The 25,737-nt window shown below is 60.4% G+C and carries 21 protein-coding genes and 2 tRNA genes; 10 read left to right on the top strand and 13 right to left on the bottom strand.

Going from position 1 to position 25,737, the window contains the following annotated elements; genetic code table 11:
• Positions 1–91: 91 nt before the first annotated feature.
• The 7 genes from LH464_RS20215 to LH464_RS20185 form a co-directional block, all read right to left on the bottom strand.
• The gene (locus LH464_RS20215; RefSeq protein WP_226788216.1) at positions 92–571 is read right to left on the bottom strand and encodes a DUF1203 domain-containing protein; all 480 of its coding nucleotides are present in this window, start codon (positions 569–571) and stop codon (positions 92–94) included.
• Positions 572–618: 47 nt separating this feature from the next.
• The gene (locus LH464_RS20210; protein ID WP_226788215.1) at positions 619–1,278 is read right to left on the bottom strand and encodes a hypothetical protein; all 660 of its coding nucleotides are present in this window, start codon (positions 1,276–1,278) and stop codon (positions 619–621) included.
• 80 nt (positions 1,279–1,358) lie between these two features.
• Positions 1,359–1,916, bottom strand: coding sequence for a GNAT family N-acetyltransferase (locus tag LH464_RS20205; protein WP_226788214.1), 558 nt, complete (start codon positions 1,914–1,916; stop codon positions 1,359–1,361).
• A 4-nt stretch (positions 1,917–1,920) separates the two neighbouring features.
• The gene (sseA, locus tag LH464_RS20200) at positions 1,921–2,787 is read right to left on the bottom strand and encodes a 3-mercaptopyruvate sulfurtransferase (RefSeq protein ID WP_226788213.1); all 867 of its coding nucleotides are present in this window, start codon (positions 2,785–2,787) and stop codon (positions 1,921–1,923) included.
• Positions 2,788–2,812: 25 nt separating this feature from the next.
• Positions 2,813–3,550: an alanyl-tRNA editing protein gene (locus LH464_RS20195; protein WP_226788212.1), complete on the bottom strand. Its 738-nt coding sequence runs from the start codon at positions 3,548–3,550 to the stop codon at positions 2,813–2,815.
• A gap of 6 nt (positions 3,551–3,556) precedes the next feature.
• The gene (locus tag LH464_RS20190) at positions 3,557–4,594 is read right to left on the bottom strand and encodes a cysteine synthase A (protein ID WP_226788211.1); all 1,038 of its coding nucleotides are present in this window, start codon (positions 4,592–4,594) and stop codon (positions 3,557–3,559) included.
• Between the two features lie 258 nt (positions 4,595–4,852).
• Entirely contained in the window at positions 4,853–5,245 is a 393-nt protein-coding gene (locus LH464_RS20185; protein ID WP_226788210.1) for a DUF1236 domain-containing protein, read from the bottom strand.
• Between the two features lie 201 nt (positions 5,246–5,446).
• Here LH464_RS20185 and LH464_RS20180 point away from each other — a divergent pair, with 201 nt between their 5' ends.
• Positions 5,447–5,755, top strand: coding sequence for a hypothetical protein (locus LH464_RS20180; protein ID WP_226788209.1), 309 nt, complete (start codon positions 5,447–5,449; stop codon positions 5,753–5,755).
• 274 nt (positions 5,756–6,029) lie between these two features.
• Here LH464_RS20180 and LH464_RS20175 read toward each other — a convergent pair whose 3' ends face one another.
• Positions 6,030–8,099 carry an ATP-dependent helicase gene (locus LH464_RS20175; protein WP_226788208.1) on the bottom strand — a complete coding sequence of 690 codons (2,070 nt, stop codon included), beginning with the start codon at positions 8,097–8,099 and terminating at the stop codon, positions 6,030–6,032.
• A gap of 335 nt (positions 8,100–8,434) precedes the next feature.
• Positions 8,435–8,509, bottom strand: a tRNA-Asn gene (locus tag LH464_RS20170).
• Positions 8,510–8,690: 181 nt separating this feature from the next.
• Between LH464_RS20170 and LH464_RS20165 the strand changes: the two genes are divergently transcribed.
• Positions 8,691–8,975, top strand: a complete 285-nt coding sequence (locus LH464_RS20165) for a hypothetical protein (RefSeq protein ID WP_226788230.1) — start codon at positions 8,691–8,693, stop codon at positions 8,973–8,975.
• Here LH464_RS20165 and LH464_RS20160 read toward each other — a convergent pair.
• Positions 8,938–9,579, bottom strand: coding sequence for an exopolysaccharide biosynthesis protein (locus LH464_RS20160; RefSeq protein WP_226788207.1), 642 nt, complete (start codon positions 9,577–9,579; stop codon positions 8,938–8,940). The genes LH464_RS20165 and LH464_RS20160 overlap by 38 nt on opposite strands.
• Before the next feature lie 654 nt (positions 9,580–10,233).
• A tRNA-Cys gene (locus tag LH464_RS20155) sits at positions 10,234–10,307 on the bottom strand.
• 363 nt (positions 10,308–10,670) lie between these two features.
• Here LH464_RS20155 and LH464_RS20150 point away from each other — a divergent pair.
• The 5 genes from LH464_RS20150 (at position 10,671) to exoR (ending at position 18,261) form a co-directional block, all read left to right on the top strand.
• Entirely contained in the window at positions 10,671–11,321 is a 651-nt protein-coding gene (locus tag LH464_RS20150) for a protein-L-isoaspartate O-methyltransferase family protein (RefSeq protein WP_226788229.1), read from the top strand.
• A gap of 182 nt (positions 11,322–11,503) precedes the next feature.
• Positions 11,504–12,316, top strand: a complete 813-nt coding sequence (locus LH464_RS20145) for a DUF2497 domain-containing protein (RefSeq protein WP_226788206.1) — start codon at positions 11,504–11,506, stop codon at positions 12,314–12,316.
• A gap of 115 nt (positions 12,317–12,431) precedes the next feature.
• Positions 12,432–15,347 (top strand): valine--tRNA ligase, encoded by a 2,916-nt coding sequence (locus tag LH464_RS20140; RefSeq protein ID WP_226788205.1) that lies wholly within the window; start codon positions 12,432–12,434, stop codon positions 15,345–15,347.
• A gap of 346 nt (positions 15,348–15,693) precedes the next feature.
• The gene (locus LH464_RS20135) at positions 15,694–16,977 is read left to right on the top strand and encodes an OmpP1/FadL family transporter (RefSeq protein ID WP_226788204.1); all 1,284 of its coding nucleotides are present in this window, start codon (positions 15,694–15,696) and stop codon (positions 16,975–16,977) included.
• Positions 16,978–17,466: 489 nt separating this feature from the next.
• Positions 17,467–18,261: an exopolysaccharide production regulator ExoR gene (gene exoR / locus LH464_RS20130; RefSeq protein ID WP_226788203.1), complete on the top strand. Its 795-nt coding sequence runs from the start codon at positions 17,467–17,469 to the stop codon at positions 18,259–18,261.
• An 18-nt stretch (positions 18,262–18,279) separates the two neighbouring features.
• On the opposite strand, the gene xth is transcribed toward exoR, so the two are convergent.
• Together xth and erpA are read right to left on the bottom strand one after the other, a co-directional pair.
• A complete protein-coding gene (gene xth, locus LH464_RS20125) occupies positions 18,280–19,074 on the bottom strand; it encodes an exodeoxyribonuclease III (RefSeq protein ID WP_226788202.1) in 795 nt (264 codons plus the stop codon).
• Positions 19,075–19,144: 70 nt separating this feature from the next.
• The gene (erpA, locus tag LH464_RS20120) at positions 19,145–19,477 is read right to left on the bottom strand and encodes an iron-sulfur cluster insertion protein ErpA (RefSeq protein ID WP_226788201.1); all 333 of its coding nucleotides are present in this window, start codon (positions 19,475–19,477) and stop codon (positions 19,145–19,147) included.
• 132 nt (positions 19,478–19,609) lie between these two features.
• Between erpA and LH464_RS20115 the strand changes: the two genes are divergently transcribed.
• From LH464_RS20115 to LH464_RS20105, 3 genes are all read left to right on the top strand, one after another.
• Positions 19,610–20,827: a deoxyguanosinetriphosphate triphosphohydrolase gene (locus tag LH464_RS20115; RefSeq protein WP_226788200.1), complete on the top strand. Its 1,218-nt coding sequence runs from the start codon at positions 19,610–19,612 to the stop codon at positions 20,825–20,827.
• Positions 20,828–20,884: 57 nt separating this feature from the next.
• On the top strand, positions 20,885–22,642 hold the full coding sequence (gene argS, locus LH464_RS20110) for an arginine--tRNA ligase (RefSeq protein ID WP_226788199.1): 1,758 nt from the start codon (positions 20,885–20,887) through the stop codon (positions 22,640–22,642).
• Between the two features lie 66 nt (positions 22,643–22,708).
• Entirely contained in the window at positions 22,709–25,687 is a 2,979-nt protein-coding gene (locus tag LH464_RS20105) for an SPOR domain-containing protein (protein ID WP_226788198.1), read from the top strand.
• Positions 25,688–25,737 lie beyond the last annotated feature (50 nt).

The following is a 25,737-nucleotide window of genomic DNA, read 5'->3' as shown; positions in this document are numbered from 1 at the left end:
GAAGCCATGTTCTCAAGCGCCGGTTCCAAAGTGTTCCGGCGCTTTTTCTTTGAGCAGCCGGCGCTTCGTTCCGTTGGGGCAAGCCGGGCCGCTAGGATTGCCCACCCGGCCCGTCGATGCGGCACTGATAGCAGTTGTTGCGTGCGGAGCGCACGTGCAGGTAGGCGACATCACTGCGTGCAAGCATTTCCTCGGCACGGTCCCTGATCCGTTCCGTGGGCGTTACCGCACCCGTTCCGTAGACGATGCGGTCGTCGGTGCCATAGCCGCGTACGATATAATCCGGGCTCGAGAGGATGGGCGGTAGAACCTCGGATGCCTCGTAACGCTTGCACGGCTGCTTGTGGAGGAAGATCGGCCCGGTTTCCGCATAGGGCTGCAGCTCCGGAAAGGGCCGATAGGCCAGCACCAGGAGCTCGTCCCCGGCATCGATGTTCCGCAGGCAGTGGCGGCAAGGATAGCCGGGACCATCCGCTGCCCTGGTTTCGGGCACGAGACCGTAGGCGTCCGTGCCGCCGCGCCAGAGCCGGGCGGCATCTTCCGTGGGCATGGCAGTGAAGGATATGGTCATGGCAGTTCTCCGCAAGGAATTGCCATAATGAATGCCGCTTCGAATGCTTAGCCGCCACCCGATTCTTGCGTGCCCAGATGCGCAAAGACGAAGAACTGGCTGGCGAGAAGCGCCAGATAGGCGGCAAGCTCCGCGATCTCTTCGACGAGCTGCGCGACACCGCTGTCGGCCGCGAGCTGAAAGCCGAAATGTCCTTCGGCGGCGGTCGAGACGATCATGCTGAGCGTTACCACGGCGAGCGAAGCGATCGGCAGGCGGCGTCGTTTCGCCAGTTCGAGGGCGAGAGGTGCCAGTTTCTTCACGACGACAATTGCAATGCATGAAAGGATCAGTGCTGCCACGAGTGGCGTCACGATTGGTTTGTACCAAAGGGCGCGCGAAGCAAAGAGCGGACCATGATCGGTCATGCCGGTCGGCGCGAAAAAGACCGCCCCCCAGCTCAGCTCACGGCCGACCAGAACAAGCCAGACAGGCGCTGCGGCGAGACCCAGCCAGCGGGCAGGGCTGCTATCGGTTCCGAAATAGATGAGCGCGGTCACCATGCCCAAACCCAGCAGAACAACCTGTGCGTTCTCGACGGGCTGGTTTTCGTGGCTCCACCATTCCGGCAACGCGAGTGCGAGCGGATAGGCGGCGAGAAGCAGAAGCACCGACAGGATAAGTGAAACGTTGGCGGCGACGCGCCAGCGGAGAGGTGTGGTAAACATGCAGCGGGTCTAGGACGGTCCTGCGGTGGTTGCAAGACACACTTCGGCTCCAATGGGCCAGCAAGTAGCTAAGGCACGCCCTAGCTGTCCAGAACCTTCAACAGTTGCGCATCCGTCATCGGAGCAACCAGCGCCTCGTAGGTCGATACCGGGGAGAACCCCATCATCTGATAGAGCTGCAGCGCGCGGGGATGATCAAGGGTGTTGGTGGTTACCGTCACCTTGCTCGGGTTGTCCTGCCAGGCGGCATACAATGCCTGAAGCAGGAACCACTTTCCGATGCCCAGCCCGATCGCTCGCTCGAAAAGTCCGAAGTAGGACAGTTCGACAACTCCTTCGCTCTGCTTTTGCAGCTCGAAGAAACCCGCTGGTGCGCCATCGACGTAAAGGACGGTCACGGAGACGTGGGGGGAGTGTATCGCCGCCGCCAGCTGCTCGTCGGACATCCGCAGCCGCTTGTACCAGTGCCAGCGCTTGCCGACCTGACGGTAAAGGTAGCGGTAGTAATGGAGCGGAATGTCCGGGGCGCGAATGATGGCGGTCTGCAGATTGACGGGCACCGGCAGGCTGGCCTTCAGTGGCGCGGTCATTTCGAGCTGCGTGACGTGAGCCTTCAGAGAAACGGGTTTCTTCGGCATGGTGCTATGCCGCCTTTGGCGATGGCGGACCGGTCACGATCGGCGTATCGGTGCGACCACCCCATTCCGTCCACGAGCCGTCGTAGAGCACGTTGTTTTCGTGGCCCAGTGATTCGAGCGCCAGTGTGATGATCGCGGCAGTAATGCCGGAGCCGCAGCTGGTTGCTACCGGCTGGCTCAGGTCAATGCCGGCATCTTCGATGATCCTGCGCAGTTCCGGTAACGTCCGCAGCTTTCCGTTGACGGCGAAGTTGCCGGCCGGGAGGTTGCGTGCCCCCGGCATATGACCGGAGCGAAGGCCCTGCCGCGGTTCCGGCTCGGTGGCGGCAAAGCGGCCGGCGCTGCGGGCATCGGCGATCTGCATGGAACCTGCCTCGATGACCGATTTCATCTCGCTTATGTCTATGACTTTCGTGGGCTTGAACGACGGCGTGAAGGTCTTGGGCGAAGGCGAGGGAATGCCGGTCTCGACCGGTTTGCCTTCCGCCTTCCAGCCGTCGAGCCCCCCATCCAGGATATGGACGTTTAGGGCGCCCATGGTCCGGAACAGCCACCACGCGCGTGGCGCGGAGAAAATTCCCGGGCCGTCGTAGATCACGATTCTATCCGTCTCGCTGATGCCCATCTTGCCCAGGGCTTCGGCGAAAACGTCTGGAGCGGGGACCATATGCGGCAGATCGGTCGAATGATCGGCGACCTTGTCATGGTCGAAGCGCACCGCGCCCGGAATGTGTCCGGCGGCATATTCCGCATCGGCGTCTCGGTTCTGCGCCGGAAGATAGAAGGATGCATCGACGATCCGGAGATCGGAGCTTCCCAATTCCTTCGCCAGCCAGTCGGATGTGACGATGAAACGGCTGGTCTCGCCCATGAACTTTTCTCCCATATGCAAGGTCTCAAGCCTCGGTTGCGGCTTCACCGAACCGGATGCGGAAGCGCCGGTTCTCCTTGCCCTTTTTCTCGATCTTGGCGATGTGGATAGCTCCCACTTCGCTGGTCCGGGCCACATGTGTGCCGCCGCAGGGCTGGCTGTCAACGCTGGAATTCTCGCCGATGCAGACAAGGCTGACGCGGCCGAGACCGATCGGCGGACGGACGTTCTTCGACTTCACAATGCCGGGATTGGCCGCGAGTTCCTCGTCGGTGATCCACTGGACGTAAACCGGGTGATCCTGCTCCACAAGCTCCATCAGCCGGGCGGTGACCTCGTCCTTGTCAATGGTGTCGGTCATGTCGAAATCGACCCGCGATTCCTCCTCGCCGACAGCCGCACCCGTAATCGGATACTGGCAGACGACGGAAAGCAGGTGGCAGGCGGTGTGCATGCGCATCAGGCGGTGACGGCGATCCCAGTCGAGGTGCAGGCGCAGGCTTTCACCCACGATCGGCTGGGGCTCCCCCTCCAGCGGCATGTGGATGATGATGTCCTTGGCCGGTCCGTGCCTGGTCTGGCCGAGCGCGATCCGCGTGCCGTCTGTGCGTTCGATATAACCGGTGTCGCCGGGTTGACCGCCGGACGCTGCGTAGAGACACGTTCGGTCGAGTTCGATCCCGCCGTCTTCGTGGATCGCGGTCACGACGGCATCGACCGTCATCAGCTGGAAGTCGTCGCGATACAGGGCATCAACAGGCATGGAGGTTCAAACCAGTTCAAACGGGACAGTGATCTTGTTTCTCTGTGTCAGCCATTGCGGTACCGGCAGACCCTTCGACCGAAGGAAGTCCGGATTGAAGAGCTTTGACTGGTAGCGGTTGCCGTAGTCGCAGAGGACCGTCACGATCGTATGGCCTGGCCCCAGGTCATGCGCAAGGCGGATGGCGCCAGCGACGTTTATCCCTGAAGAGCCGCCGAGGCACAGCCCTTCCTGCTCCACGAGGTCGAAAATGACCGGCAGGGCTTCTGCGTCTTTTATGCGGTAGGAATAATCGGGCGTGAAACCTTCGAGGTTCGCGGTGATGCGGCCCTGGCCAATACCTTCGGTGATGGATGAACCTTCCGACTTCAGCTCGCCATGTGCATAGAATTCGTAAAGTGCAGCACCTTCAGGATCCGCCAGGCCGATCTTGACGTCGGCCCGCTTGGCGCGCAGCCCCTCCGCAACGCCAGCCAGCGTGCCGCCGGAGCCGACGGCACAAATGAATCCGTCGACCTTGCCGCCCGTCTGCTCCCAGATTTCAAGCGCCGTCGTCTCGACATGCGCAACCCGGTTGGCCACGTTGTCGAACTGGTTGGCCCAGATGGCGCCTGCGGGATCGGTCTTTGCCAGTTCGGCGGCAAGTCGGCCCGACACCTTCACGTAATTGTTGGGGTTCTTGTACGGCACGGCCGGGACTTCGACCAGCTCGGCACCGAGCAGGCGTAGCGCGTCCTTCTTTTCCTGGCTCTGCGTTTCGGGAATCACGATGACCGTGCGGTAGCCCAGCGTCTTCGCAACGAGAGTGAGGCCGATGCCGGTATTGCCGGCGGTTCCTTCGACGATCACTCCGCCCGGCTTGAGCAGGCCCTTCTTTTCCGCGTCCCGGATGATGTAGAGCGCCGCCCGATCCTTCACCGACTGGCCGGGATTGAGGAACTCCGCCTTGCCAAGAATTTCACAGCCCGTCGCCTCAGACGGACCATTGAGCCGGATGAGAGGCGTATTGCCGATGACGTCGAGGACGGATCTGTGGGGGGTCATGAGAAAAGCCTTCTTGTTCGGGCCTAGATGTAAATCCGCTCTTGTTGACGGACAAGGCGCAGGGCGCAAGAAATGAAATTTCCAGGGCGACCTCAGGTCCGAAAATTTTGTCTGCCAGAATACGCTCGCCCGTCATGGAAGGGGAGCGATGATCCAGTCGTCAGGTGCGATCATGCCGGGCGGCCGACCATGAAGAAGCCCCGCAGTGGCCTGCGGGGCTTCAGACTTCTCGGGTCGGGCCTGATCATTTGGGCGTGGTCAGTCGAGAACCTGAATGACGGTGTGGGTTCTGGGGTCGACGATCACGCGGCGCTCGTTGACATAGGTATACGCGTAGTCGGGTGACTCCGGCACCGGTGTCAGCACGACGGTCTGGGGCAGGGGCTCGCCAACGACGACCTGCCTTTCGACCACGACCGGCTGGGTGGGAAGGGGCTGTTCTCGGACGTAGGTGACGACCCTTTCCGGCGGCGGATCGATGGCGGTGCCGGCCGCTGCGCCGACGATGCCGCCGACAGCTGCACCGATCGGGCCACCGACGATGGCGCCGGTTACGGCCCCTCCGACCGCGCCGCTGACGGTGCTTTCCTGGGCAGCTGCGCCGCTCGCGGCAAGGCCTGCAGCGGCGGCAATCATAACGATCTTCCTCATGGCAATCTCCTCATGGTAGGGCCATGGGGCAGTGAACGTGGATTATGATGTTTCGTTCCGCAGCGTCCCAGGCAAACAGGCCGGCGCCCCGTAAGCGGTGAGGGTGCCCAGGAGCTTTTTATCGCTCTTAGGCCATCGAACGGCTCTGGTGGCAGACATGAGCTCTCCCCATATCACCTGCAACCAAACGGAGAGAATTTCGTGTCCGAATTCATCAGCTATCTTTTTGCCCTTCTTGTCGTCGGCCCGCTTCAGGCGGAGGTATCAGAACGGCTTCAGGGAATTCCATCGGCGGATATCGTCCAGGCCGGACGGGTATGCATCACCGAAGAAGCTCCTCGGCTTCTTCAGCGGGCACAGGATGATTGGGCCTGGGCTGCCGCCAATGCGATCGGCGTCGGCATTGGCGCGGTCGATCCCCTCAGTCTGCTGGCCGGCCAGAGTCAGGATTGCAACCGGATGTTCCAGGTCTTGTCGAACCGGGAGGAAGGCGAGCGTGAGGACGTCTGACGGGCTCTGACCGTTGGCCCGCGCAATCCGGAGAACGGGCCGGCTCTATCGATTGCGATGGTAATCTGGGGATTTGAAAAGTGGGGAACGCGGGCGGCACCTGAATGATCAGGCTCAGGAGTTGCTGGGCAGCGGGGCTCCTGCTCGTCGCGTCCCCGCGCAAACAACGATATTCGAACCGGAAAGGTTGCAGCGCCTCAGCTCACTGTACGGTAGCTTACAGAGACATCTCGCAACCCGGCGGCCCGACTGGCAACGGGTTTGCCGGTCCCTGTCATTTCCACATCGTCCGCATCCTGGCGCCGACATCGATGCGAATTTGACGCGCGCTGCGCTCACTCGCCGCGGCGGACACTTTGGGCCAGCTGGTAACCTCGAAGTATTGCAGCAAGGTCGCGGGGACAAATCGGGTCCGTGACGCGTAGACGTGTCGATCCCCTTGCGTGTTCTGTCCGTAGGTAAAGAACCGCTGCGGGGTCAACAGTGTCAGGCTGTCTCTCGCCCTGGTCATGCCGACGTAAAGCAGTCGGCGCTCCTCCTCAAGCTCTGCCGTGGTGCCTGCTCCAAGATCGGATGGTATGCAGCCGTCCACCACGTTCAATATGAATACGGAGCGCCATTCCTGGCCCTTGGCCGAATGGATGGTCGAGAGGATCAGGTAGTCCTCATCGAGCAACGGAACACCCGCCTGATCGCTGGTTGCGTCCGGGGGATCAAGCGTCAGTTCGGTCAGAAAACGTTCCCGGCTGGTATGGCCGGCGGCAATTTGCTCCAGTTGCAGCAGATCGGCCTTGCGCGTCTCGGCGTCCTCATGAATGCGGTCGAGATGTGGTTCGTACCAAGTGCGCGCTGCTTCCATCTCTCCCGGCCAACCGCCTTCGGTCCTGCGCAGCCCGGTCAGCATGGTGACGAAACTGGTCCACTCCTCGCCTGTCTTTGGTGCCGGTGGTACTTCGGCCAGCGACAGCAGCGGTTCAGGATCGGCAGCGATCGTGTCCAGGATCTTGGCCGCTGTCTGCGGTCCGATACCCGGCAGCATCTGCAGCAGCCTGAACCCCGCGACCCTGTCCCGCGGATTTTGCGCAAAACGCAGGACGGCAAGCAGGTCTTTCACATGGGCGCTGTCGAGGAACTTCAGCCCGCCGAATTTCACGAAGGGAATGTTGCGGCGTGTCAGTTCCACTTCCAGGGACCCGCTGTGGTTGGACGACCGGAACAGGACTGCCTGCTGCTTCAGGAGGGTGCCGACCTCACGATTGGCGAGAACCTGCTCAACGATATAGGCAGCCTGGTCCGTCTCGTCCTTGACGGTCACGAGGAGGGGGCGTTGCTCCGATTCCCGGTCTGTCCAGAGGTTCTTCGTATAGCGCTCCCGGGCAAGACCGATGACGCCGTTTGCCGCAGCCAGGATTGGCTGGGTCGAACGATAATTGCGGTCAAGCGTGATGACATCCGCCGGTTTTGGCGAAAACTCGTTCGGGAAGTCCAGGATATTGCGAACGGTCGCGGCCCGGAACGAATAGATAGATTGCGCATCATCGCCGACGACGGTCAGGCCACGACCTTCCGGCTTCAATGACATGAGGATGGAGGACTGGAGGCGGTTGGTGTCCTGGTATTCGTCCACAAGCACATAGTCGAATCGGCATCCGATATCTTCGGCCAGCTCCGGCTCGGAAACCATCTGTGCCCAGTAGAGCAGGAGATCGTCGTAATCGAGGACGTTCTGGGCCTGCTTGGCTTCGACATATCCGGCAAACAGTTCCTTGAGTTGTTCCTCCCAGCCCACCACCCATGGGTATGCCGACTTGAGTACCTCGAGGATTGAACCCTCCGAATTGACGACGCGGGAATAGATGGCAAGGCACGTTCCCTTGGTGGGAAAGCGGCTTTCAGACTTCGAGAAGCCCAGCTCGTGCCGCACGAGGTTCATCAGGTCGGCACTGTCCTCGCGGTCGTGGATGGTGAAATCGACGTTGAGCCCGATCTGCTCGGCATACATGCGAAGCAGGCGTGCTCCGATTCCGTGGAACGTGCCTGCCCACGCCAGGGCGTCGGTCATGACGGCGGCATTGTCGCCAAGGACTTCCCGGCAAATCCTCTGAACGCGCCGCGTCATCTCGGATGCGGCGCGGCGCGAGAAGCTCATGAGCAGTATGCGACGCGGGTCGGCACCGTGGACGATCAGGTGCGCCACGCGATGGGCCAGTGTGTTGGTCTTGCCCGAGCCTGCACCTGCTATGATCAGGAGCGGCCCGGCGATCCCGCCTTCAGGCTGGCCGATGCCATGTTCGACGGCTTCGCGCTGACGGTCGTTGAGCTTTTCCAGATAGATCGCGTTCATGTGTCCCCGTATGCATACGACATGGCCATCTCTACATCCCGTTGATGGGACCAAAGAGGCGCCGCCCGTTGGGTGCCGGCAAACGTTATTAGCCCACTGGCCAGCTTCATTCCCACCGACTCACGCCGACAACGGGAACAAAAAATGAACATATCAGTTCGCTTTTTGGGTGAAAACCCCAAGGCCTTCTGGCTGTGCCTAACATTGTGGAGGTCAAAATCGATGCCAGGCCCGGGCATCTCCTAGGGTGAAGGTCTCACGCTCGATATCTCGGTTATCTGCTGAAAACAGCGCAAGAAAAAAGGCCCGTGATCTGCATCACGGGCCTTTGAAATTGGCTCCCCGGGCCGGATTCGAACCGGCGACCTGTCGATTAACAGTCGAATGCTCTACCGCTGAGCTACCAGGGATCAACCGCTTGCGGCGGTGTGAGCGGGGTAATACAAATGCTTTTGGGTTTTGCCAAGCGATTTTTCTAAAAAAATGTCTCTTGCTTGTTTTGCAGTGGGTTTCGCACCATCTGGAGGGTCCCGGATGGGCGAAAGGATAAGTTCGAAAGTGGCAGATAGGCGCAAGACGACACGTTTTGGGATGGATCACCGTAGCGGCAGGTTGGCCTTGGGTAACTGGCACCTTCCGATGCCGCGCTCGCGCCTTGGCCGCATTACGATTGGCGGCGTGTTGATTGCCGGCGGTGCGTTGGGCTTCTTGCCGATTCTCGGATTCTGGATGCTGCCGCTCGGTCTTCTCGTACTCTCGCACGATCTGGCCTACGTGCGCCGCCGGCGGCGCCGCACAGCCGTGTGGTGGGCGCGCCGCCAGCAACGGCAGGCAGGCGCTAGCCGAATATCGACGCGAGACCCTGACCCGCGCTGAAGGCCATGTAGCCGAGCACAGCGAAATAGATGACCGTGATGACGATGAATGCGTAGCCAGCAAGGACGACCATGCCGTCACGCTGGATCATTCCGGTCGCGAGAAAAAGAATCGCTATGCCGGGCAATGTGTTCGACAACGGAATAAGCCCGAGCGGAAACATCAACAGCACGCCGCTGAAGGCGATGGCCAGCCCGTTGATGCGGTTCATCATTGCGCCCGCCACGAACGCGCTCATGCGTGGTTTCAGATAGGCGTCGAGCCTGGCGACAAGCGAGGCACCCTTCTGCAGAGCCGGCACCAGCTTCTTCGTCTCCAGCTGGCGGTCGAGGATCTTTCTCGGCAACCACGGCAGCCTGTTGAAGGTGATCGACAGGCTGATGAGGATGATGGCAAATCCGAAGACGGTGCTAACCCCCGGTATCGATACCGGAATGAGAAAGGGCAGGGACGCCACGGCGCAAAGCAGCAACAGCCCGTGCTCGCCGACGGCCTGCATGAGCTCACGCAGTGTTACGGTCGGCCCATCGATCCGGGCGATGACGTCCTTAAGCGTCGCGCTGAGCGATGCCGTACTGTCCTGAAAGTGGTTTTGATCCTGCAACGTATGCCTCCGTTAAGGTGGAGGCCGGATGGATAGCAGCATTCAGCAGGTGAGCAAACCCACGACGCGCGGCCCTCTCAAGCGTGGCTTGCGTTCCTACTTGTGCTGCGCCCATCGATCGTATGCGCCGCAGACAAGAACAATTGCCAGCACGGCGAGCACGAGCGGATTGATGGCCGTAAAGAAGTCAAGATACTGCATGGCGGCTTCCTCCTACCCCATGGATGTCGATCGGCAGTCTCCCCCCGCCTTGCGACATTGATATTCTAATGGATCTAGCGCGTTACGCCAATATTCAAGGATGAAATATCGTCCGTCCCTTCGCATGCGAAAAATCATGCCGATTGGCGACAATGTCCTGTCGCGAACGCAAAAGTCCGGTGCGGGAGGCGCACCGGACTTGAACTTGACCGGCAGCTGGGAGGAGGGAGGGCGGCCGGTCCTGTCGGAGGCATTTGGGAGGAGGAGTGATTCCTGCGACAACTCCCAGATAGGTATCAGGCCGCCGCCTCGTTAGTGGACAAGTTGACGCACGCGTGGGGCGGTGTGCCGACTGCATTCAGCCGCCGACGGCAACAAACGTTGACCTGGAAAGACGCGCGGGATTACGCCGTCGCCGGATCCGCCGTTATGCGCTAATTCAAGAAGGAAGGATGGAGGCCTCGCCCGGAATTGAACCGGGGTACGAGGATTTGCAGTCCTCTGCGTCACCACTCCGCCACGAGGCCATCCAGTGCATAAAAGCGAGTGATGGCGGGGCTTTAGAACGAATCCAGTTGCGAAGCAATAGTCTTGTTCCGAACGTTATCCTTTTTTCGTTCTGAACGCTTGTTCGGAGATTGTCCATTGGCGATGCCGTTCAAGCTTCGTCGCCTCTAGGCCGCGCCTCCTCCTTTGTGGATATATGCTGCGCGACTGAGAGGTGCGTGCCTTGATATGGCAGCTTTCGAACGGCGTTCTGTCGCAAGCGTTGCCGGCAGGTTGGAGAAAGTCCGGCAGGTTTTTGAAGAGGAAGATGGCAGGCGTCTTGAAAGCGGGGCTGCAGCCCAGTAAAGACGGCTCATTAAGGTCAAGTTGGGACAGCCGAAATGATGGACTTCGAAGCCGCACGGACAAAAATGGTCGAAAACCAGATCCGCCCGACGGATGTGACGTCCCATTCGGTGCTGCATGCGTTTCTGGCGGTTCCGCGCGAGGAATTCGTTCCGGCCAAGATCAAGGCGCTGGCCTATATCGACCAGGACTTGGAAATTGCGGCAGGTCGTTACCTGATGGAAGCGTCGCCGCTGGCCAAGCTGCTGCAACTCGCGAGGATCAACAAGAACGATCTGGTGCTGGAGATCGGCTGCGGCACGGGTTACGTGTCGGCGCTGCTGTCGCTGCTCGCCGGTTCGGTCGTCTCGCTGGAGGGCGATGAAGCCCTCTCCGCTTACGCAGCCGACAAGTTGTCGAGCCTCGGCTACGACAACGTCGCTGTCGTTACCGGCGACATGGAGAAGGGTTGTCCCACAGAGGCTCCCTTCGACCTCATCTTCGTGAACGGCGCCGTCGAAGAGGTGCCCGCAACTCTTCTGGAACAGCTCAGGGATGGCGGCCGTCTCGTCGCCGTCATCGGATACGGCAACGCCGCCCAGGCAAAGCTACTGGTCAAGGAAAATGGCACTGTTTCCGAGAGCGCGCACTTCAACGCATCGGTAAAACCGCTTCCAGGTTTCCGCCTTGAGCGGACCTTCGTTTTTTAGCATCTGACTGATGCGGGTGGTCTATCCTGTGTGACCACCCGGACTCACTCGAAAACAATTCTGTGTATCCCGCAAGCTATTGGGACTCCTGCGATTGTCTCACGCACTGGCATCCGTAAACTGGTAGCGAATCGGCTCTCACCACTTGGTGCCGATACAGTCGGCAGTTGCGGGAATGTAAAATGGCTCAGCCAAATGTAGCGCGCGAACCCTCGATGGAAGAAATTCTGGCGTCCATTCGCCGGATTATCGAGAGCAATGAGCCGCAGGCCGAGAATGCCCTGCACGATGGCCTGCCTCCCGTTTACGATATTGATGAAGACGAGATCGAGATTGTTGCCGAAATGGCCGCCAATGATCCCGGGCAGCCGCGCTTCAGCGAAACCGCGCAGGCTGCGGCGAGCGAAGGCGTTCAGGAACGGTCTCTCTCGCTGGCTGATGTCGCAGCCCGTGTCCGCGCTGCCTCCGCACGTCAGATGGAGAACGGCACTGTCAGGCTGCCGACACCGCCTGCAGGCTTCTCAGAACCGGCCGTTCAATCCAGCGACCTGAAGGCGCCTTTTGCTGCGCCGGCCGATGTTGCACCGTTGCGCCCTCAGACAAGCGGCTCGATGACGAACGATTCCTTGACGCGCGCATCCGTTGTTTCTCCGCATATCGCGCCGCGGCCCGAACAGGTTCGTTCCCCGGTGGTCGAGCCCTTGGTTCAGCCCTCCGGCGCGATCGCTGTTGCGCGCGCTGAGCCGGTGAGCCTGCCGGCTAAGGTCGAGGCTGCGGCTGCACTTTTGTCCGAAGAGGCTGGCGCTCAGGTTGCTCGCTCGTTCGGCGAACTCGCAGCCGTCTTCGATGGTATTGCGAACCGCTCGATCGAGGACATGACGCAGGAGATGCTGCGGCCGATGCTCCAGGAATGGCTGGATGACAATCTGCCGACGCTCGTGGAACGTCTCGTGCGCGAGGAGATCGAACGCGTCGCCCGTGGCCCCCGGCGCTGATCAGCCGCATCTCTGGATGGGGCCGCTCCGGTGACGGAGCGGCTTTTTTATTGACTTGCCATACCCCATCCTATTTACAAGCCAGCCATCAAGAACCTTGAGATAAGGTCGAAAAATGCTCGAAAAAACCTATGATGCCGCCTCCGTTGAGCCGAAGATTGCGCAGGCGTGGGATGACGTGGATGCTTTCCGGGCGGGCGCGAATGCGCAGCCTGACGCGGAGACTTTCACCATCGTGATCCCGCCCCCGAACGTGACGGGTTCCCTGCACATGGGCCACGCGCTCAATAATACGCTGCAGGACATCATGGTGCGGTTCGAACGCATGCGCGGCAAGGATGTGCTGTGGCAGCCGGGCATGGACCATGCGGGGATCGCCACGCAGATGGTCGTCGAGCGTCAGTTGGCCGAGCGGAAGCTTCCCGGCCGTCGTGAAATGGGCCGCGAAGCCTTCATCGACAAGGTGTGGGAATGGAAGGCCGAATCCGGTGGCGTGATCTTCAACCAGTTGAAGCGCCTCGGCGCTTCCTGCGATTGGTCGCGCGAGCGGTTCACGATGGACGAGGGGCTTTCCGAAGCTGTTCTTGAAGTCTTTGTAAAGCTTTACAAGGAAGGGCTAATCTATCGCGGCAAGCGCCTGGTCAACTGGGATCCGCAGTTTGAAACGGCTATCTCGGACATCGAGGTCGAGAATCGCGAAGTCGACGGCCATATGTGGCATTTCAAGTACCCGCTCGCTGGCGGGGAAACCTACACCTACGTGGAGAAGGATGCTGACGGTAACGTCCTTCTGCAGGAGGAGCGTAACTACATCTCGATCGCCACGACGCGCCCCGAAACGATGCTGGGCGACGGCGCGGTCGCGGTCAATCCGTCGGACGAGCGCTACGCGCCGATCGTCGGCAAGTTCTGCGAAATCCCGGTCGGACCGAAGGAACATCGCCGGCTGATCCCGATCATCACCGACGAATACCCGGATCCGACGTTCGGTTCGGGTGCGGTGAAGATCACCGGGGCGCACGACTTCAACGACCACCAGGTCGCTCGCCGCAACAACATTCCATGCTACCGGCTCATGGATGGCAAGGCTTCGCTGCGTGAAGACGGCGAGCCCTATGCGGACTGCGCCGCGCAGGCGCTCGAGATCGCGAGGTCCGGCCATGTGCCGTCCGAATCCGATATCGACGACATAAATCTGGTGCCTGACGAATATCGTGGTCTCGACCGCTATGTAGCCCGCAAGCTGATTGTCGATGCAATAAACGCCGAAGGCCTTGCCGTGACGGTCAAGGACGCGGAAGGCAATGACATACCCTATGTCGACAACAAGAAGCTGATGCAGCCCTTCGGCGACCGCTCCAACGTGGTCATCGAGCCGATGCTGACTGACCAGTGGTTCGTCGATGCCAAGACGCTTGCCGAGCCGGCGATCGCTTCCGTGCGAGAAGGCCGAACCAACTTCGTTCCGAAGAACTGGGACAAGACCTATTTCGAGTGGATGGAGAACATCCAGCCGTGGTGCATCTCCCGGCAGCTCTGGTGGGGTCACCAGATCCCGGCCTGGTACGGGCCGGACGGGCAGGTTTTCGTCGAGAAGACCGAGGAAGAGGCGCTACACGCGGCGATCCAGCACTATATCGCACATGAAGGTCCGATGAAGGCCTATGTCGAGGACCTGCTGGAGAACTTCAAGCCGGGCGAGATCCTTACACGCGACGAGGACGTGCTGGACACCTGGTTTTCCTCCGCGCTCTGGCCGTTCTCGACGCTCGGCTGGCCTGAGCAGACGAAGGAACTGGAGAAGTATTATCCGACCAGCGTACTCGTGACCGGCTTTGACATCATCTTCTTCTGGGTTGCCCGGATGATGATGATGGGCCTGCACCTCATGAAGGACGAGGACGGAAATCCTCTCGAGCCCTTCCATACCGTCTATGTTCATGCGCTTGTCCGCGACAAGAACGGGCAGAAGATGTCGAAGTCGAAGGGCAACGTCATCGACCCGCTGGAATTGATCGACGAATATGGCGCAGATGCGCTGCGCTTCACGCTTGCGATCATGGCGGCACAGGGCAGGGACGTGAAGCTCGACCCGGCGCGGATCGCCGGCTATCGCAACTTCGGCACCAAGCTCTGGAATGCGACGCGCTTTGCCGAGATGAACGGCGTCAAGCGTGATCCGCATTTCATTCCGGAAACGGCAACGCTGACGATCAACCGCTGGATCCTCACTGAACTGGCCGCGACCGTTCAGGACGTGACGGAAGCGATCGAAACACAGCGCTTCAACGATGCGGCTGGCACGCTTTACCGCTTCGTTTGGAACCAGTTCTGTGACTGGTATCTGGAACTGCTGAAGCCCATCTTCATGGGCGAAGACGAACAGGCCAAGGCCGAAGCGCAAGCCTGTGCAGCTTATGTCTTGGAGGAAACCTACAAGCTCCTGCATCCGTTCATGCCGTTCATGACCGAAGAGCTTTGGGCACATACGGAAAGCCGCGATGGCCTGCTGTGCCACGCCGACTGGCCGGCGCCTGAGTTCATCGACGAGGGCGCTGCGGCCGAGATCAATTGGCTGATCGACCTCGTATCGGGCCTTCGCTCAGCGCGCGCCGAGATGAATGTGCCGCCGTCGGCCGTCGCACCGCTGATCGTGGTGGGCGCCAATGAAGTGACCGAAAGCCGCCTGAAGCGGCACGATGCGGCGATCCGCAGGCTTGCCCGTGTAGAAAGCATCGAGACGGCGCCGGCTGCTCCCAAGGGAGCGGCGCAGGTGGTCATAGGAGAGGCAACCGCATGCCTCCCGCTCGGCGCGTTGGTCGATCTTGCCACTGAAAAGGCCCGTATCGAAAAGGCGATCGGCAAGACAGAGGCGGAGATGGAACGCATCGGCAAAAAGCTGGCGAACGAAAAATTCGTTCAGAACGCCGATCCGGAAGTCGTCTCCGCTGAGCGCGAACGTCACGCGGAGCTTGAGGTGCAAATGGGAAGCCTCAGGACCGCCGCGCAGAGAATCGCTGAAGCCGGCTAAGAGAAACAGACCCTGCAAGCCCCGCGCGGAGAGACGCCACGCGGGGCTTTTTTGTGCGGATCTGCCTGGGCGAGCCGAGTTTTGATGCAAATCCCAATAGGTTGCCACGATGTTGCCACTATGTCACAGCGTCCGCCTTTTGGATAAATATGTTCCATCTTTATACGGATGGCACCACCGCCTTAGGAATTATCATCCAAAATTGTCCCACGGAACGAATGTTCCAGGTGGGCTTACGTAAATCGGTATGGGGTTGCTGGCTCCAGACGCCCGATCACGCAAAGTTGTCATTTACCTTGAAGTTTTTAAAGTCCGATTTCATCGCGTACCGGGAGGTTGGGAGAGAATGAGAAGAACAGTAATTTCCAGAGGCATTCTGATGCTCGCGGCAGGCTGCGCGTTGCAGACGCCCGCGCTCGCCGGCGGACTTGAGCGCGGCGGCTATAACATCGATCTGCTGTTCGATCCGGGCCGGTTTGCCGCCGAATCGGCTGTCACATTCGTAGCGCCTCAGCGGAAGCTCAAGAATGTGCGCGACGTGGATACGACATCTTCGGCCTTCCCCTTCAATGGAACTGGACCTGGTGTTGGTGGTGGTGATCTCAACGGGCTGTCCACGTCCGCCGACGGTAGCGAGAATTATTGGGTTCCCCGGATCGGTGCGAAAGCAGCGATCGGCGATGCCGCGGACTGCATGTTCGACTATTCGGAGCCGTGGGGCGCGCACAAGGACCCGGGCAGGGACTGGGCTGGTGCGAATGAAGACATCGAAACCAAGGTCGAGAGCCGCAACTATGCAATGACCTGCTCATACCGATTCGACGCCGGTCCAGGCCAGCTTCGATTGATTGGCGGCGCATTCTATCAGGAAGTTTATGGCTTCCAGGAGCGCCTCGTGCAGGATTTCACCGGCGTACCACCTGCTTTTGGAGGGGGGCTTTCGGGCGTAGGCCGTCTTGATCTCGAAGCGGATGGCTGGGGCTGGCGCGCCGGTGTGGCCTACGAAATTCCTGAATATGCATTCCGCGCGAGCCTCGTTTACAACAGTGCCGTCAAGCTGGAAGACATTACCGGTACGCTCGACCTATCGCAGGTGAATGGTGCCCCGCCACTCGACGTCCATGGCTCGCAGGATATGCCTGATGTGCTCGAGTTGAAGGTTCAGTCCGGGATTGCGCCGGATTGGCTGGCCTTCGGCTCAGTGAAATGGGCTGACTGGAGCCAACTCCAGAAGGTTAGGTTCTTTTGCGATGCTCCAGGAGTAGCGCTTTGCTCATTGCCGACTGGCGCCACATCTCTTGACCTTGGCTATCGCGACGGCTGGACGGTCACGGGCGGCATTGGACACAAGTTCAATGACCAGTGGAGCGGTGCGGTCAACGTGACGTGGGACCGTGGCACCTCGCAGGGCTTCGGAACCAACACCGATACCTGGACGCTGGGCGCTGGTGCGGCCTATACCCCCACCGAGAACGTCGAGTTCCGTTTCGCGGGCGCCATCGGTTTGCTGAAGGGCGGCAGTTCCGATACCGTTGTCATTGGTGGCCAAACCTATGGTCAACGCGCGAACTACGATTTCGACGACGATATCGTAGCTGGCCTGTCCACATCTCTGAAAGTCCGCTTTTAACCCCAAAGGTTGGTTGTGCTGTGAAAAAAGCCCGGTCTCAGTGCCGGGCTTTTTTTCGATAGGCTTTTATCCGCATGTGGCACCGAGCATTTTGTGACGGTTTGGCAACACATATTTGAGAGAGTCGGTAGAGGCTCGGAGATGGGCAAATATGTCTACTTCCCGCCACAAACGGGGAGCAGCGGTAAGTAACGAGAGCGGCGGACCGCGGGGGCGGCGAGCGCAAGTTGGAGTGTCATGGGCGGGATTTTCATAGGAATGCATGGCGTTGCGCGACATGCAGGCGGCAGCCGGGGGGCGGCGACCGTATTATACTTCCGGAATCAGGCTGGTCCTAGTGTTGCCGAAAAAGGCGCCTACGATTGTTCTCGCCTCATCCAGTCGGGATCGAGGCGAGGGCCGGTGATCCCTCTTGCTGCCACACCAGGTAAGAACGACCCAGGGCAGTCCGACGCTGCCGTCATCCTGTCGGCCGGAAGAGTCTGAGCGATGTCCTTTTGTGATCGAAAATTGATGAAGGTACTGCTGCTGGGAGGCTCCTTGGCTTTCGTCGCGGCTGGACCGACTGCTGCCTTCGACATCAAGTCCGGGGTAACCAAGGAATCCGGACCGTTTGATCTCTTCAAGTTCGGATTCAAGGCCTACAAGAACGGCCAGAAGGAAGAGGCGGTCGAAGCCTACCGCTATGCGGCCGAGAAGGGGCATACCGGATCGCGCTGGGCGCTGGCCAACATGTATGCCTATGGCGACGGCGTTGCCAAGGACGACTTCGAAGCCTTCAAGATTTACAACGAGATCGCGGCTGCGGGTGTCGAGCCCGGCTCGGAAGATACCGGCTTCTTCATCAATGCGCTGATGTCGCTGGCCGGCTACTACCGGGACGGTATTCCCGGAACCCCGGTCAAGCGCGATCTTTCCCAGGCGCGGCAGCTGTACTTCCAGGCAGCCTCTGCCTTTGGCGTGCCGGAAGCCCAGTTCGAACTGGCGCGGATGATCCTTGCCGGTGAAGGCGGATCGGCCAATATCCATCAGGCCAAGAAATGGCTGAACCAGGCCCGCAAGAATGGCCATCCCGGTGCCATGGCGGTTTTCGGGGACGTCATCTTCCAGGAAGGGCAGACAGTCAGGGGCTTGGCGTTCCTGACCGCAGCGCTCGACCGTTGCAGTCCCACGGAATGCGGCTGGATGCAGCAACTGCAGGAGCAGGCGTTTTCGGTCGCCAACGAAGAGGATCGCCGCGTTGCGGTCGTTCTGTCTCAGGAAATGGTCAGCGGCGTGGAATAGCCGCTAGCGCTTCGTCCGCTACGCCGCCTCGAAATCGAATACCGCCGTGACCGGCACATGGTCTGACGGCTTTTCCCAGGCGCGGACGTGCTTCTCGATCGCGGTCGATTTCAGCCGGTCTGCTGCTTCCGCCGACAGCAGCATGTGGTCGATCCGGATTCCGTTGTTCTTCTGCCAGGCTCCCGCCTGATAATCCCAGAACGTGTAAAGCTTGGTCGCGTCCGTCGTCGATCGCACGGCATCCACCAGCCCGAGGTTTTCCAGTCGACGAAATGCGGACCTGGTCTCTGGCAGGAAGAGCGCATCCGTGGCCCAGACCGCCGGATCGAAACAATCGTGCGGTTCCGGAATGACGTTATAGTCACCGGCGAGGATCAGCGGCTCCTCCAAAGCCAGGCAGTTCATGGCGTGCACTCGCAGCCGCTCCATCCAGCGCAGCTTGTAGGGATACTTGACCGGGTCGTCGGACGGATTGCCGTTCGGCAGGTAAATCGATGCAACGCGGATGGCGCCGCCGCGAACAGAGAATACGCCCTCGATATAGCGTGACTGCTCGTCTCCGTCGCCTTCGGGCAAGCCGCGAACCACTTCGTCAGGGCGGGTCTTGGACAGGAGTGCGACGCCGTTGAAGCCCTTCTGGCCGTGCGTTTCGACGTGATAGCCCAGCGCTTCGATCTCGAAACGCGGAAAGTTCTCGTCGACGGACTTGATCTCCTGCAGGCAGACGATGTCGGGGGAGGAGTCGGCCAGCCATTGGCGCAGGTTGTCGATTCGCGCCTTGACGCCATTGATGTTCCAGGTGGCGATTTTCATGCCGCATCCGCTCCTCGTGGTCGCTCCCTTTTAACGGAAGGAGCGGACTTTGAAAGCACGAAGTCGGGTCTCAGACGGAGAAGCTCGTGCCGCAGCCACAGCTTGCGACGGCATTCGGGTTCTTGATCTGGAAGGACTGCCCGAGCAGGTTGTCGACAAAGTCGATCTCGGATCCTTCCATGTAGATGAGTGAAAGGCTGTCGATCAGCACCTTTGCCTCGCCGTTGGCGATCACGACGTCGTCTTCGGTCGGAGATTCGACCAGATCGAACTTGTAGGAAAATCCGGAGCAGCCGCCACCTTCGACCGAAACCCGCAGTGCCTGCTTGCCGGATTCGCCTCCGACGATTTCGGTGATGCGCTTTGCTGCAGCATCGGAAAGGATGACATTTGGTGTGGTCATGTTGGCTCCTGCCGAGTTCAAGGCTCGGGAAAGGTTCACGGTCTCGGCTATGCGCCGCATTGCACTATAGGTATGAAGGCTTAAATGGCACGTCAATGGGTGCGCAATGGCAAAGGTCAGGACAGTTAGACGATGACGATTGACAGGCAGTCCCTCGGTTTCGGAAGTGGTGAGAAGGCGGTCTACGCCGCCGATCCATGGGCGTCGCGCGGGCGGCTGCTTCCCGAGGATGGCAGCCTGACGCGTTCGGAGTTCCAGCGTGACCGCGACCGCATCGTTCACGCGACCGCTTTTCGGCGACTGAAGCACAAGACACAGGTATTCATCAGCCCTGACGGCGATCACTTCCGAACCCGCCTGACCCATACGGTGGAAGTCGCGCAGATCGCCCGCGCGCTGGCGCGCGCACTGAAGCTTGATGAGGATCTTGCCGAAGGCGTGGCGCTTGTCCACGACTTCGGTCACACGCCCTTCGGCCACACCGGCGAGGACGCGCTCGACGAGGTGCTGAAGCCCTATGGCGGGTTTGACCACAATGCCCAGTCGCTCCGCATCGTCACCAAGCTGGAAAGGCGTTATGCGGATTTCGACGGTCTGAACCTCACGTGGGAGTCGCTTGAAGGTCTCGTAAAGCACAACGGCCCGCTTCTCACCCCGCAGGGCGAGGGGACGAAAGGACCTGTTCCTCAGCCGATCCGCGATTACAACGCGCTGCACGACCTGGACCTGGCGAGCTTTGCCAGCCTGGAAGCCCAGGTGGCCGCCATCTCCGATGACATCGCCTACAACACCCACGACATTGATGACGGATTGCGTGCCGGCTACCTCACGTTCGATATGCTGGAGGAGGTGCCTTTCCTGGCGGGATTGATGAGGGAAGTGCGCGACCGCTATCCCCATCTGGAGCCGAGCCGATTTACTCATGAAATCACGCGCCGTCAGATCACCCGCATGGTCGAGGATGTGATCAGCTTCACGCAGGAAAACCTGAGCCAAGTCAGGCCGAGTTCCTGTGCGGATGTGCGCGGCTGCGGTCAGGTGATCGCGAACTTCTCGGCGGAGATGGCTGAGACCGACCGGTTGATCAAGAAGCTGTTATTTTCGCATATCTATCGTCATCCGGAGATCATGCGCATCCGTGAAGGTGCGGCACAGATCGTCGCAGACCTGTTTCAGGCCTATATGCGAGACCCTTCCTTGATGCGCAGCCACTATTGGGTTGAGCACATCGTCGGCCTGTCGGAGGCTGCCCGAGCGCGCCACGTCGGCGATTACCTCGCCGGCATGACCGATTCCTATGCAGTCCGTGTGCATGGGGAGCTGTTTGACCGGACTCCCGATTTGCGTTAGGCAGCGCGCCAACAGCAACGGTTTCTTAAGGATCCGCGTTTTGCGGAATGATTAGATATGAACCTCTTCGCCGACTTCGAGACAAGAATTAAGAACGCGCTCGAAACCATCGATCTGATCAAGGAAAAGCGGACAGAGGTTGACTTCGCTCGTATCACGGTGGAGCCGCCCCGCGATCCAAGCCACGGGGATGTCGCCACCAATGCGGCGATGGTTCTGGCCAAGCCGCTCGGCACCAATCCGCGGGCATTGGCCGATCTCATCGTCGAGCGACTGAGGAAAGAGCCAGACGTCATCGACGTGTCGGTGGCTGGCCCCGGCTTCATCAATATCCGCGTCGGCAAGGAATACTGGCAGCGCCTGCTTGCCTCGATGATCGAGGCGGGAACCGATTATGGCCGCTCGACGATTGGTGCCGGTCACAGGACGAACGTCGAGTATGTCTCCGCCAATCCGACGGGACCGATGCATGTCGGGCATTGCCGCGGCGCCGTGGTGGGCGACGCGCTGGCGAACCTGCTCGCTTTTGCCGGTCACGACGTGACGAAGGAATACTATATCAACGATGCGGGCAGCCAGATCGACGTTCTGGCCCGTTCCGTCTTCCTGCGTTATCGGGAAGCCCTGGGTGAACAGGTCGGCGAAATTCCTTCGGGCCTCTATCCCGGCGACTATCTGGTTCCGGTCGGCCAGGCGCTGGCGGACGAATTCGGCGTCCGGCTGCACAACATGCCGGAAGAGGAGTGGATGCCGCTCGTCAAGGATCGCGCCATCGATGCGATGATGGTGATGATCCGCGAGGACCTTGAGGCTCTCAACGTCCATCATGACGTCTTCTTCTCCGAGCGTCAGCTACATGCCGAAGGCGCACAGCGCATCCGCGCCGCAATCAACGATCTGACCTTCAAGGGCCATGTCTATCGCGGCACGCTGCCGCCGCCGAAGGGCCAGTTGCCGGAGGACTGGGAGGATCGCGAGCAGACCCTGTTCCGCTCGACGGAAGTGGGTGACGATATCGACCGGCCTCTGATCAAGTCGGATGGCAGCTACACCTATTTCGCGGCGGACGTTGCCTATTTCAAGGACAAGTTCGACCGTGGCTATGATGAAACCATCTACGTGCTGGGGGCTGACCACGGCGGTTACGTAAAGCGGCTGGAGGCACTGGCGCGGGCGATCTCGGGCGGCACGGCGAAGCTCACCGTTCTCTTGTGCCAGATGGTAAAGCTCTACCGCGACGGCGAGCCTGTAAAGATGTCGAAGCGCTCAGGCGACTTCGTGACGCTCCGCGACGTGGTCGACGAGGTTGGCAGGGACTCGGTCCGGTTCATGATGCTCTACCGGAAGAGTTCAGAGTCGCTCGACTTCGACTTCGCCAAGGTCACCGAGCAATCCAAGGACAATCCTGTCTTCTACGTGCAATACGCTCACGCGCGCTGCATGTCGGTGTTCCGCCAGGCCGCCGAGGCTTTTCCGGACCTCGATTTTGATTCGCTCGATCTCGCTGCTGCGGCCAAAAACGTCAGCGATGACAATGAAATCCAGCTGATTGCCAAGCTTGCCGAATATCCACGGATAATTGAGGCGGCGGCACAGTCGCAGGAGCCTCATAGACTTGCGTTTTACCTCTACGATCTGGCAAGTTTCTTCCATGCCCACTGGAATAAGGGCAAAGACCAGCCTGAATTACGGTTTGTTAACGATAAGAACCGAGAATTGAGTATTGCCAGACTTGGGCTGGTGCGTGCTGTCGCCTCTATTTTGAAGTCGGGATTGGCCATTACGGGCACTGCCGCACCAGATGAAATGCGATAGTATCGCCACCATTTCCCCATAAACCACTGGCAATGCCCTTTGTAGTGTAGGTGGGTGGACGAGGTAATGGCAGACAACAACCTTGCGCGTAACCGGAATGATGGTCCGGATATCTTTGCTGACGACGATCCGTTGGCGGAGCTGGCTCGCATCGTCGGATATGACGAGCGCCTTGTGCCGAAGCCGCCGGTGGCGGAACGCCGCGAGCCCGCCTTCAATCTTGAAGATGAACTGTTGCAGGAGTTCGAGCGCTACGATTCTCCTCGGCCGCATCAGTCCGTCGTGCAGCCGTCAGTGGCTGCAGAGCCCGACATGGTGCCTCTCGTAGAGGAAGCCGCGGCGGAAAGGGCGCCAGCATTCGAGCCGGCTGCCGTTGAGGCCAGCCAGGATGATCTTGCGGAACTCGAATGGTCCGCCGTCGAGCAAGCCTTCGCCGAAGGTTTCCCGCAGGTCGAGGCCGGGACTGCGACTGTCGAGCCGCTGCTGGATCTCGGATTGCCGCAGGGCGATGTCGAACCGGTCAGCTGGAACCTCGACCGCGGCGCTGCCGCCGAAACTGTATCTCTTGAGCCAGTCTTCGCTGACGATTTTTCCGAGCCCGCCGAGTACGCCGCCCCGTCGGACGAGCCGGTTCTCGATCTGGCCGACGAACTTGAACTTGCCCTCGGTGAACTTGATCTCGAACCGCTGCATCAGGAGACTGGTCTTCATCAGGAGATTGGTATTCGGGCCGAGGCGCCAAGACCCGGTATTTATACGCCCGGCTTCCGCATGCCGCTTGCAAACTTCAATACGAAACGCGAAGCGCTGCAGCCGGTAGCCGCTCCCAAGGCCGAGCCAGCGTTTGATATTGAACCGGACCTGACGGCTGGCGATCTGGCGGTTGAAATCACGTCTGACGCGATCTCTTCGCAAGAGACCGCGCAGCCGGCCGCGTCTGAATCAAATTCGGCCGACATGTCGATACTGGACGCGTTGATCAACGACGTTTCGCGCTACCCGGTGCCGCAGCCGGAACCTCAGCCAAAACCTCAGCCCGAAATTCAGAACGAGGCAGTCTCTCCGGCGGTGGCTGTCGATAGCTGGAACGCCCCGCGTCAGCAGGCTGCGGAGCGATTTGTAGAGCCGACCGAAGCTAGGACAGTTCCTGCCAAGGCGCCCGAGGCTGTCTCCAAGCCGGCTGATTTCTCGATTGATCCGCTGATCGACGACGAGTTTGAACTGGCGCTCGATGATCTCGAACTCGATCTTTCCGACATCATGTTAGACGACGATCTGAGCGTCTTTGCCGAGCCGAAGCCTGCTGCGCCGGCGATGGCGCCCATTGAGCCGGTTCGTCACACGGCAACCTGGTCTCCTGTTGCGCGGTTCAATCCGTCCCAGGCCAAGTCGACGGCAGTCGGACCCGCTGTTCCTGCAATGTCGATTGCCTCTGCTACATCTTATGCCCAGGATTTGCCTGCCACTCGCGCAGTTCTTGTCACTGCTACGCCCGCACCGGTTGCGGAGCCGGAAAATCTACCGGATTTGCCGTTCGATCCCGCGCTTATTTCGGAAAACGAGGAACAGCCCGAGCCGGTTGTCGAACTCGACGTTCCGGAGCTGCATATGGAAGAGCAGAACCAGGCGCCCGTTTATCGCAACGACTACGACATAGACATCGATGCGGAACTCGCATCCCTGTTGCAGTCCAGCGCGCCTGCCTCGGCCGCCGACGAGATCGAAACTGCGGAACAGGACCCGACGCCTCGTCATCACGCTGCGCAGCCGGCTGGTTCGCAGAACTATCCGGATCTCGACGACTTCGAACGCGCGCTGGAAGAGGATTTCCGTCGCAGCCTCACCACGCCGCTCCCGGCACAGACGGACTTGGGAGATGCCGGCGCGCGCGCTGGCAGCCGCTCGTTCGAAGGTTCGCGCTGGTCGCTTTCCGCCATGGTCGTACCGCTTGCCGTGGCGGGCGTGGTCATCGCCGCTGGCTCGATCGGCTACATGATCTTTGGCGGCGACGGCACATCGGTCTCATCGAACGGTGAACCCGTCGTGATTGCCGCCGATGCCGACCCGGTAAAGGTCTTGCCGGAAAACCCGGGTGGCAAGACAGTTCCGAACCAGGACAAGGCAGTCTACGACCGCGTCGCTGGCGCAGCCATGGAAGCGCCGAAGCAGGAATCCCTGATCTCCACGAGCGAAGAGCCGATCGATGTCGTCCAGAAGACGCTGATGACGGACACGCTGCCGATGGAAGGTGAGGAGTTTGCCGGGGCTGCCGATGCAGAGGCCAGGGACGATCGTCTGCTGCCGCAGGAAGATCAAGTGGCGGGTCTCGCGCTTGAGCAGAACCAGCAATCGGTCGCCGTCACGCCGCGTCGCGTCAAGACCATGATCGTTCGCCCGGATGGCACATTGGTGGAGCAGGAGGTTCCTGCCACGCCATCCCCGGTCGCCGCAGCAACTACGCCGGCTCAAAACGACAAGCTGCCGGCCGCCCCGGCAAGAACTGTGGAGGTCGCCTCGGTGCCCGACGCACCGGCTGCCGGCCAGCCCGATACTGCAGGCCTGGTTCCCGTATCGACGAACGGCGGATCGGCCCAGCCCACGGACCTTTCTGCCACGGCAACGCCGCCGACGACTGGAGAGGCGTCGGTCGGTACTCCCGTTCCGACGGCCCGCCCCGATGCGCAGCCGGCAACTGACATGGCTGCTGTGACGAACCAGAACAACGTTCAGCCGGCACCGGTAGCACCGGCGGCGGCACCGGAAGTTGCTGCTCCCGCCACTCAGGTCGCGGCTGTGCCGCCAGGTGGCTACGTGATTCAGATCGCGTCGCTGCCAAGCGAGGCGGATGCCCAGAAGTCCTACCAGAGCCTCTCATCGAAGTTTTCGTCGGTGATCGGTGGTCGCGGTGTGGACATCAAGCAGGCTGAGATCGCCGGGAAGGGCACCTTCTACCGTGTCCGCATTCCTGCCGGCAGCAAGGCCGACGCCGTAGAGCTTTGCGAGAAGTACCGTGTTGCAGGCGGCAGCTGCCTGGTCGCCAGGTAAGCGTCGTTCTCCGAAGAGTACCAAACGGGGCCGTCAGGCCCCGTTTTACA

The organism is Pseudorhizobium xiangyangii (assembly GCF_020531965.1).
Lineage (GTDB): Bacteria > Pseudomonadota > Alphaproteobacteria > Rhizobiales > Rhizobiaceae > Neorhizobium > Neorhizobium xiangyangii.
This window is presented reverse-complemented; position numbering and strand designations above follow the sequence as displayed.

Bases quoted from the DNA above. Each gene is read 5' to 3' on its own strand.
- LH464_RS20195 (WP_226788212.1), bottom strand. From the start codon at position 3,550: ATGCCTGTTGATGCCCTGTATCGCGACGACTTCCAGCTGATGACGGTC.
- LH464_RS20210 (WP_226788215.1), bottom strand. From the start codon at position 1,278: ATGTTTACCACACCTCTCCGCTGGCGCGTCGCCGCCAACGTTTCACTT.
- LH464_RS20175 (WP_226788208.1), bottom strand. From the start codon at position 8,099: ATGAACGCGATCTATCTGGAAAAGCTCAACGACCGTCAGCGCGAAGCC.
- LH464_RS20205 (WP_226788214.1), bottom strand. From the start codon at position 1,916: ATGCCGAAGAAACCCGTTTCTCTGAAGGCTCACGTCACGCAGCTCGAA.
- LH464_RS20165 (WP_226788230.1), top strand. From the start codon at position 8,691: ATGGATCACCGTAGCGGCAGGTTGGCCTTGGGTAACTGGCACCTTCCG.
- exoR (WP_226788203.1), top strand. From the start codon at position 17,467: ATGTCCTTTTGTGATCGAAAATTGATGAAGGTACTGCTGCTGGGAGGC.
- LH464_RS20140 (WP_226788205.1), top strand. From the start codon at position 12,432: ATGCTCGAAAAAACCTATGATGCCGCCTCCGTTGAGCCGAAGATTGCG.
- argS (WP_226788199.1), top strand. From the start codon at position 20,885: ATGAACCTCTTCGCCGACTTCGAGACAAGAATTAAGAACGCGCTCGAA.
- LH464_RS20150 (WP_226788229.1), top strand. From the start codon at position 10,671: ATGGACTTCGAAGCCGCACGGACAAAAATGGTCGAAAACCAGATCCGC.
- LH464_RS20115 (WP_226788200.1), top strand. From the start codon at position 19,610: ATGACGATTGACAGGCAGTCCCTCGGTTTCGGAAGTGGTGAGAAGGCG.
- LH464_RS20215 (WP_226788216.1), bottom strand. From the start codon at position 571: ATGACCATATCCTTCACTGCCATGCCCACGGAAGATGCCGCCCGGCTC.
- xth (WP_226788202.1), bottom strand. From the start codon at position 19,074: ATGAAAATCGCCACCTGGAACATCAATGGCGTCAAGGCGCGAATCGAC.
- LH464_RS20190 (WP_226788211.1), bottom strand. From the start codon at position 4,594: ATGACCCCCCACAGATCCGTCCTCGACGTCATCGGCAATACGCCTCTC.
- LH464_RS20135 (WP_226788204.1), top strand. From the start codon at position 15,694: ATGAGAAGAACAGTAATTTCCAGAGGCATTCTGATGCTCGCGGCAGGC.
- LH464_RS20145 (WP_226788206.1), top strand. From the start codon at position 11,504: ATGGCTCAGCCAAATGTAGCGCGCGAACCCTCGATGGAAGAAATTCTG.
- erpA (WP_226788201.1), bottom strand. From the start codon at position 19,477: ATGACCACACCAAATGTCATCCTTTCCGATGCTGCAGCAAAGCGCATC.
- LH464_RS20185 (WP_226788210.1), bottom strand. From the start codon at position 5,245: ATGAGGAAGATCGTTATGATTGCCGCCGCTGCAGGCCTTGCCGCGAGC.
- sseA (WP_226788213.1), bottom strand. From the start codon at position 2,787: ATGGGCGAGACCAGCCGTTTCATCGTCACATCCGACTGGCTGGCGAAG.
- LH464_RS20105 (WP_226788198.1), top strand. From the start codon at position 22,709: ATGGCAGACAACAACCTTGCGCGTAACCGGAATGATGGTCCGGATATC.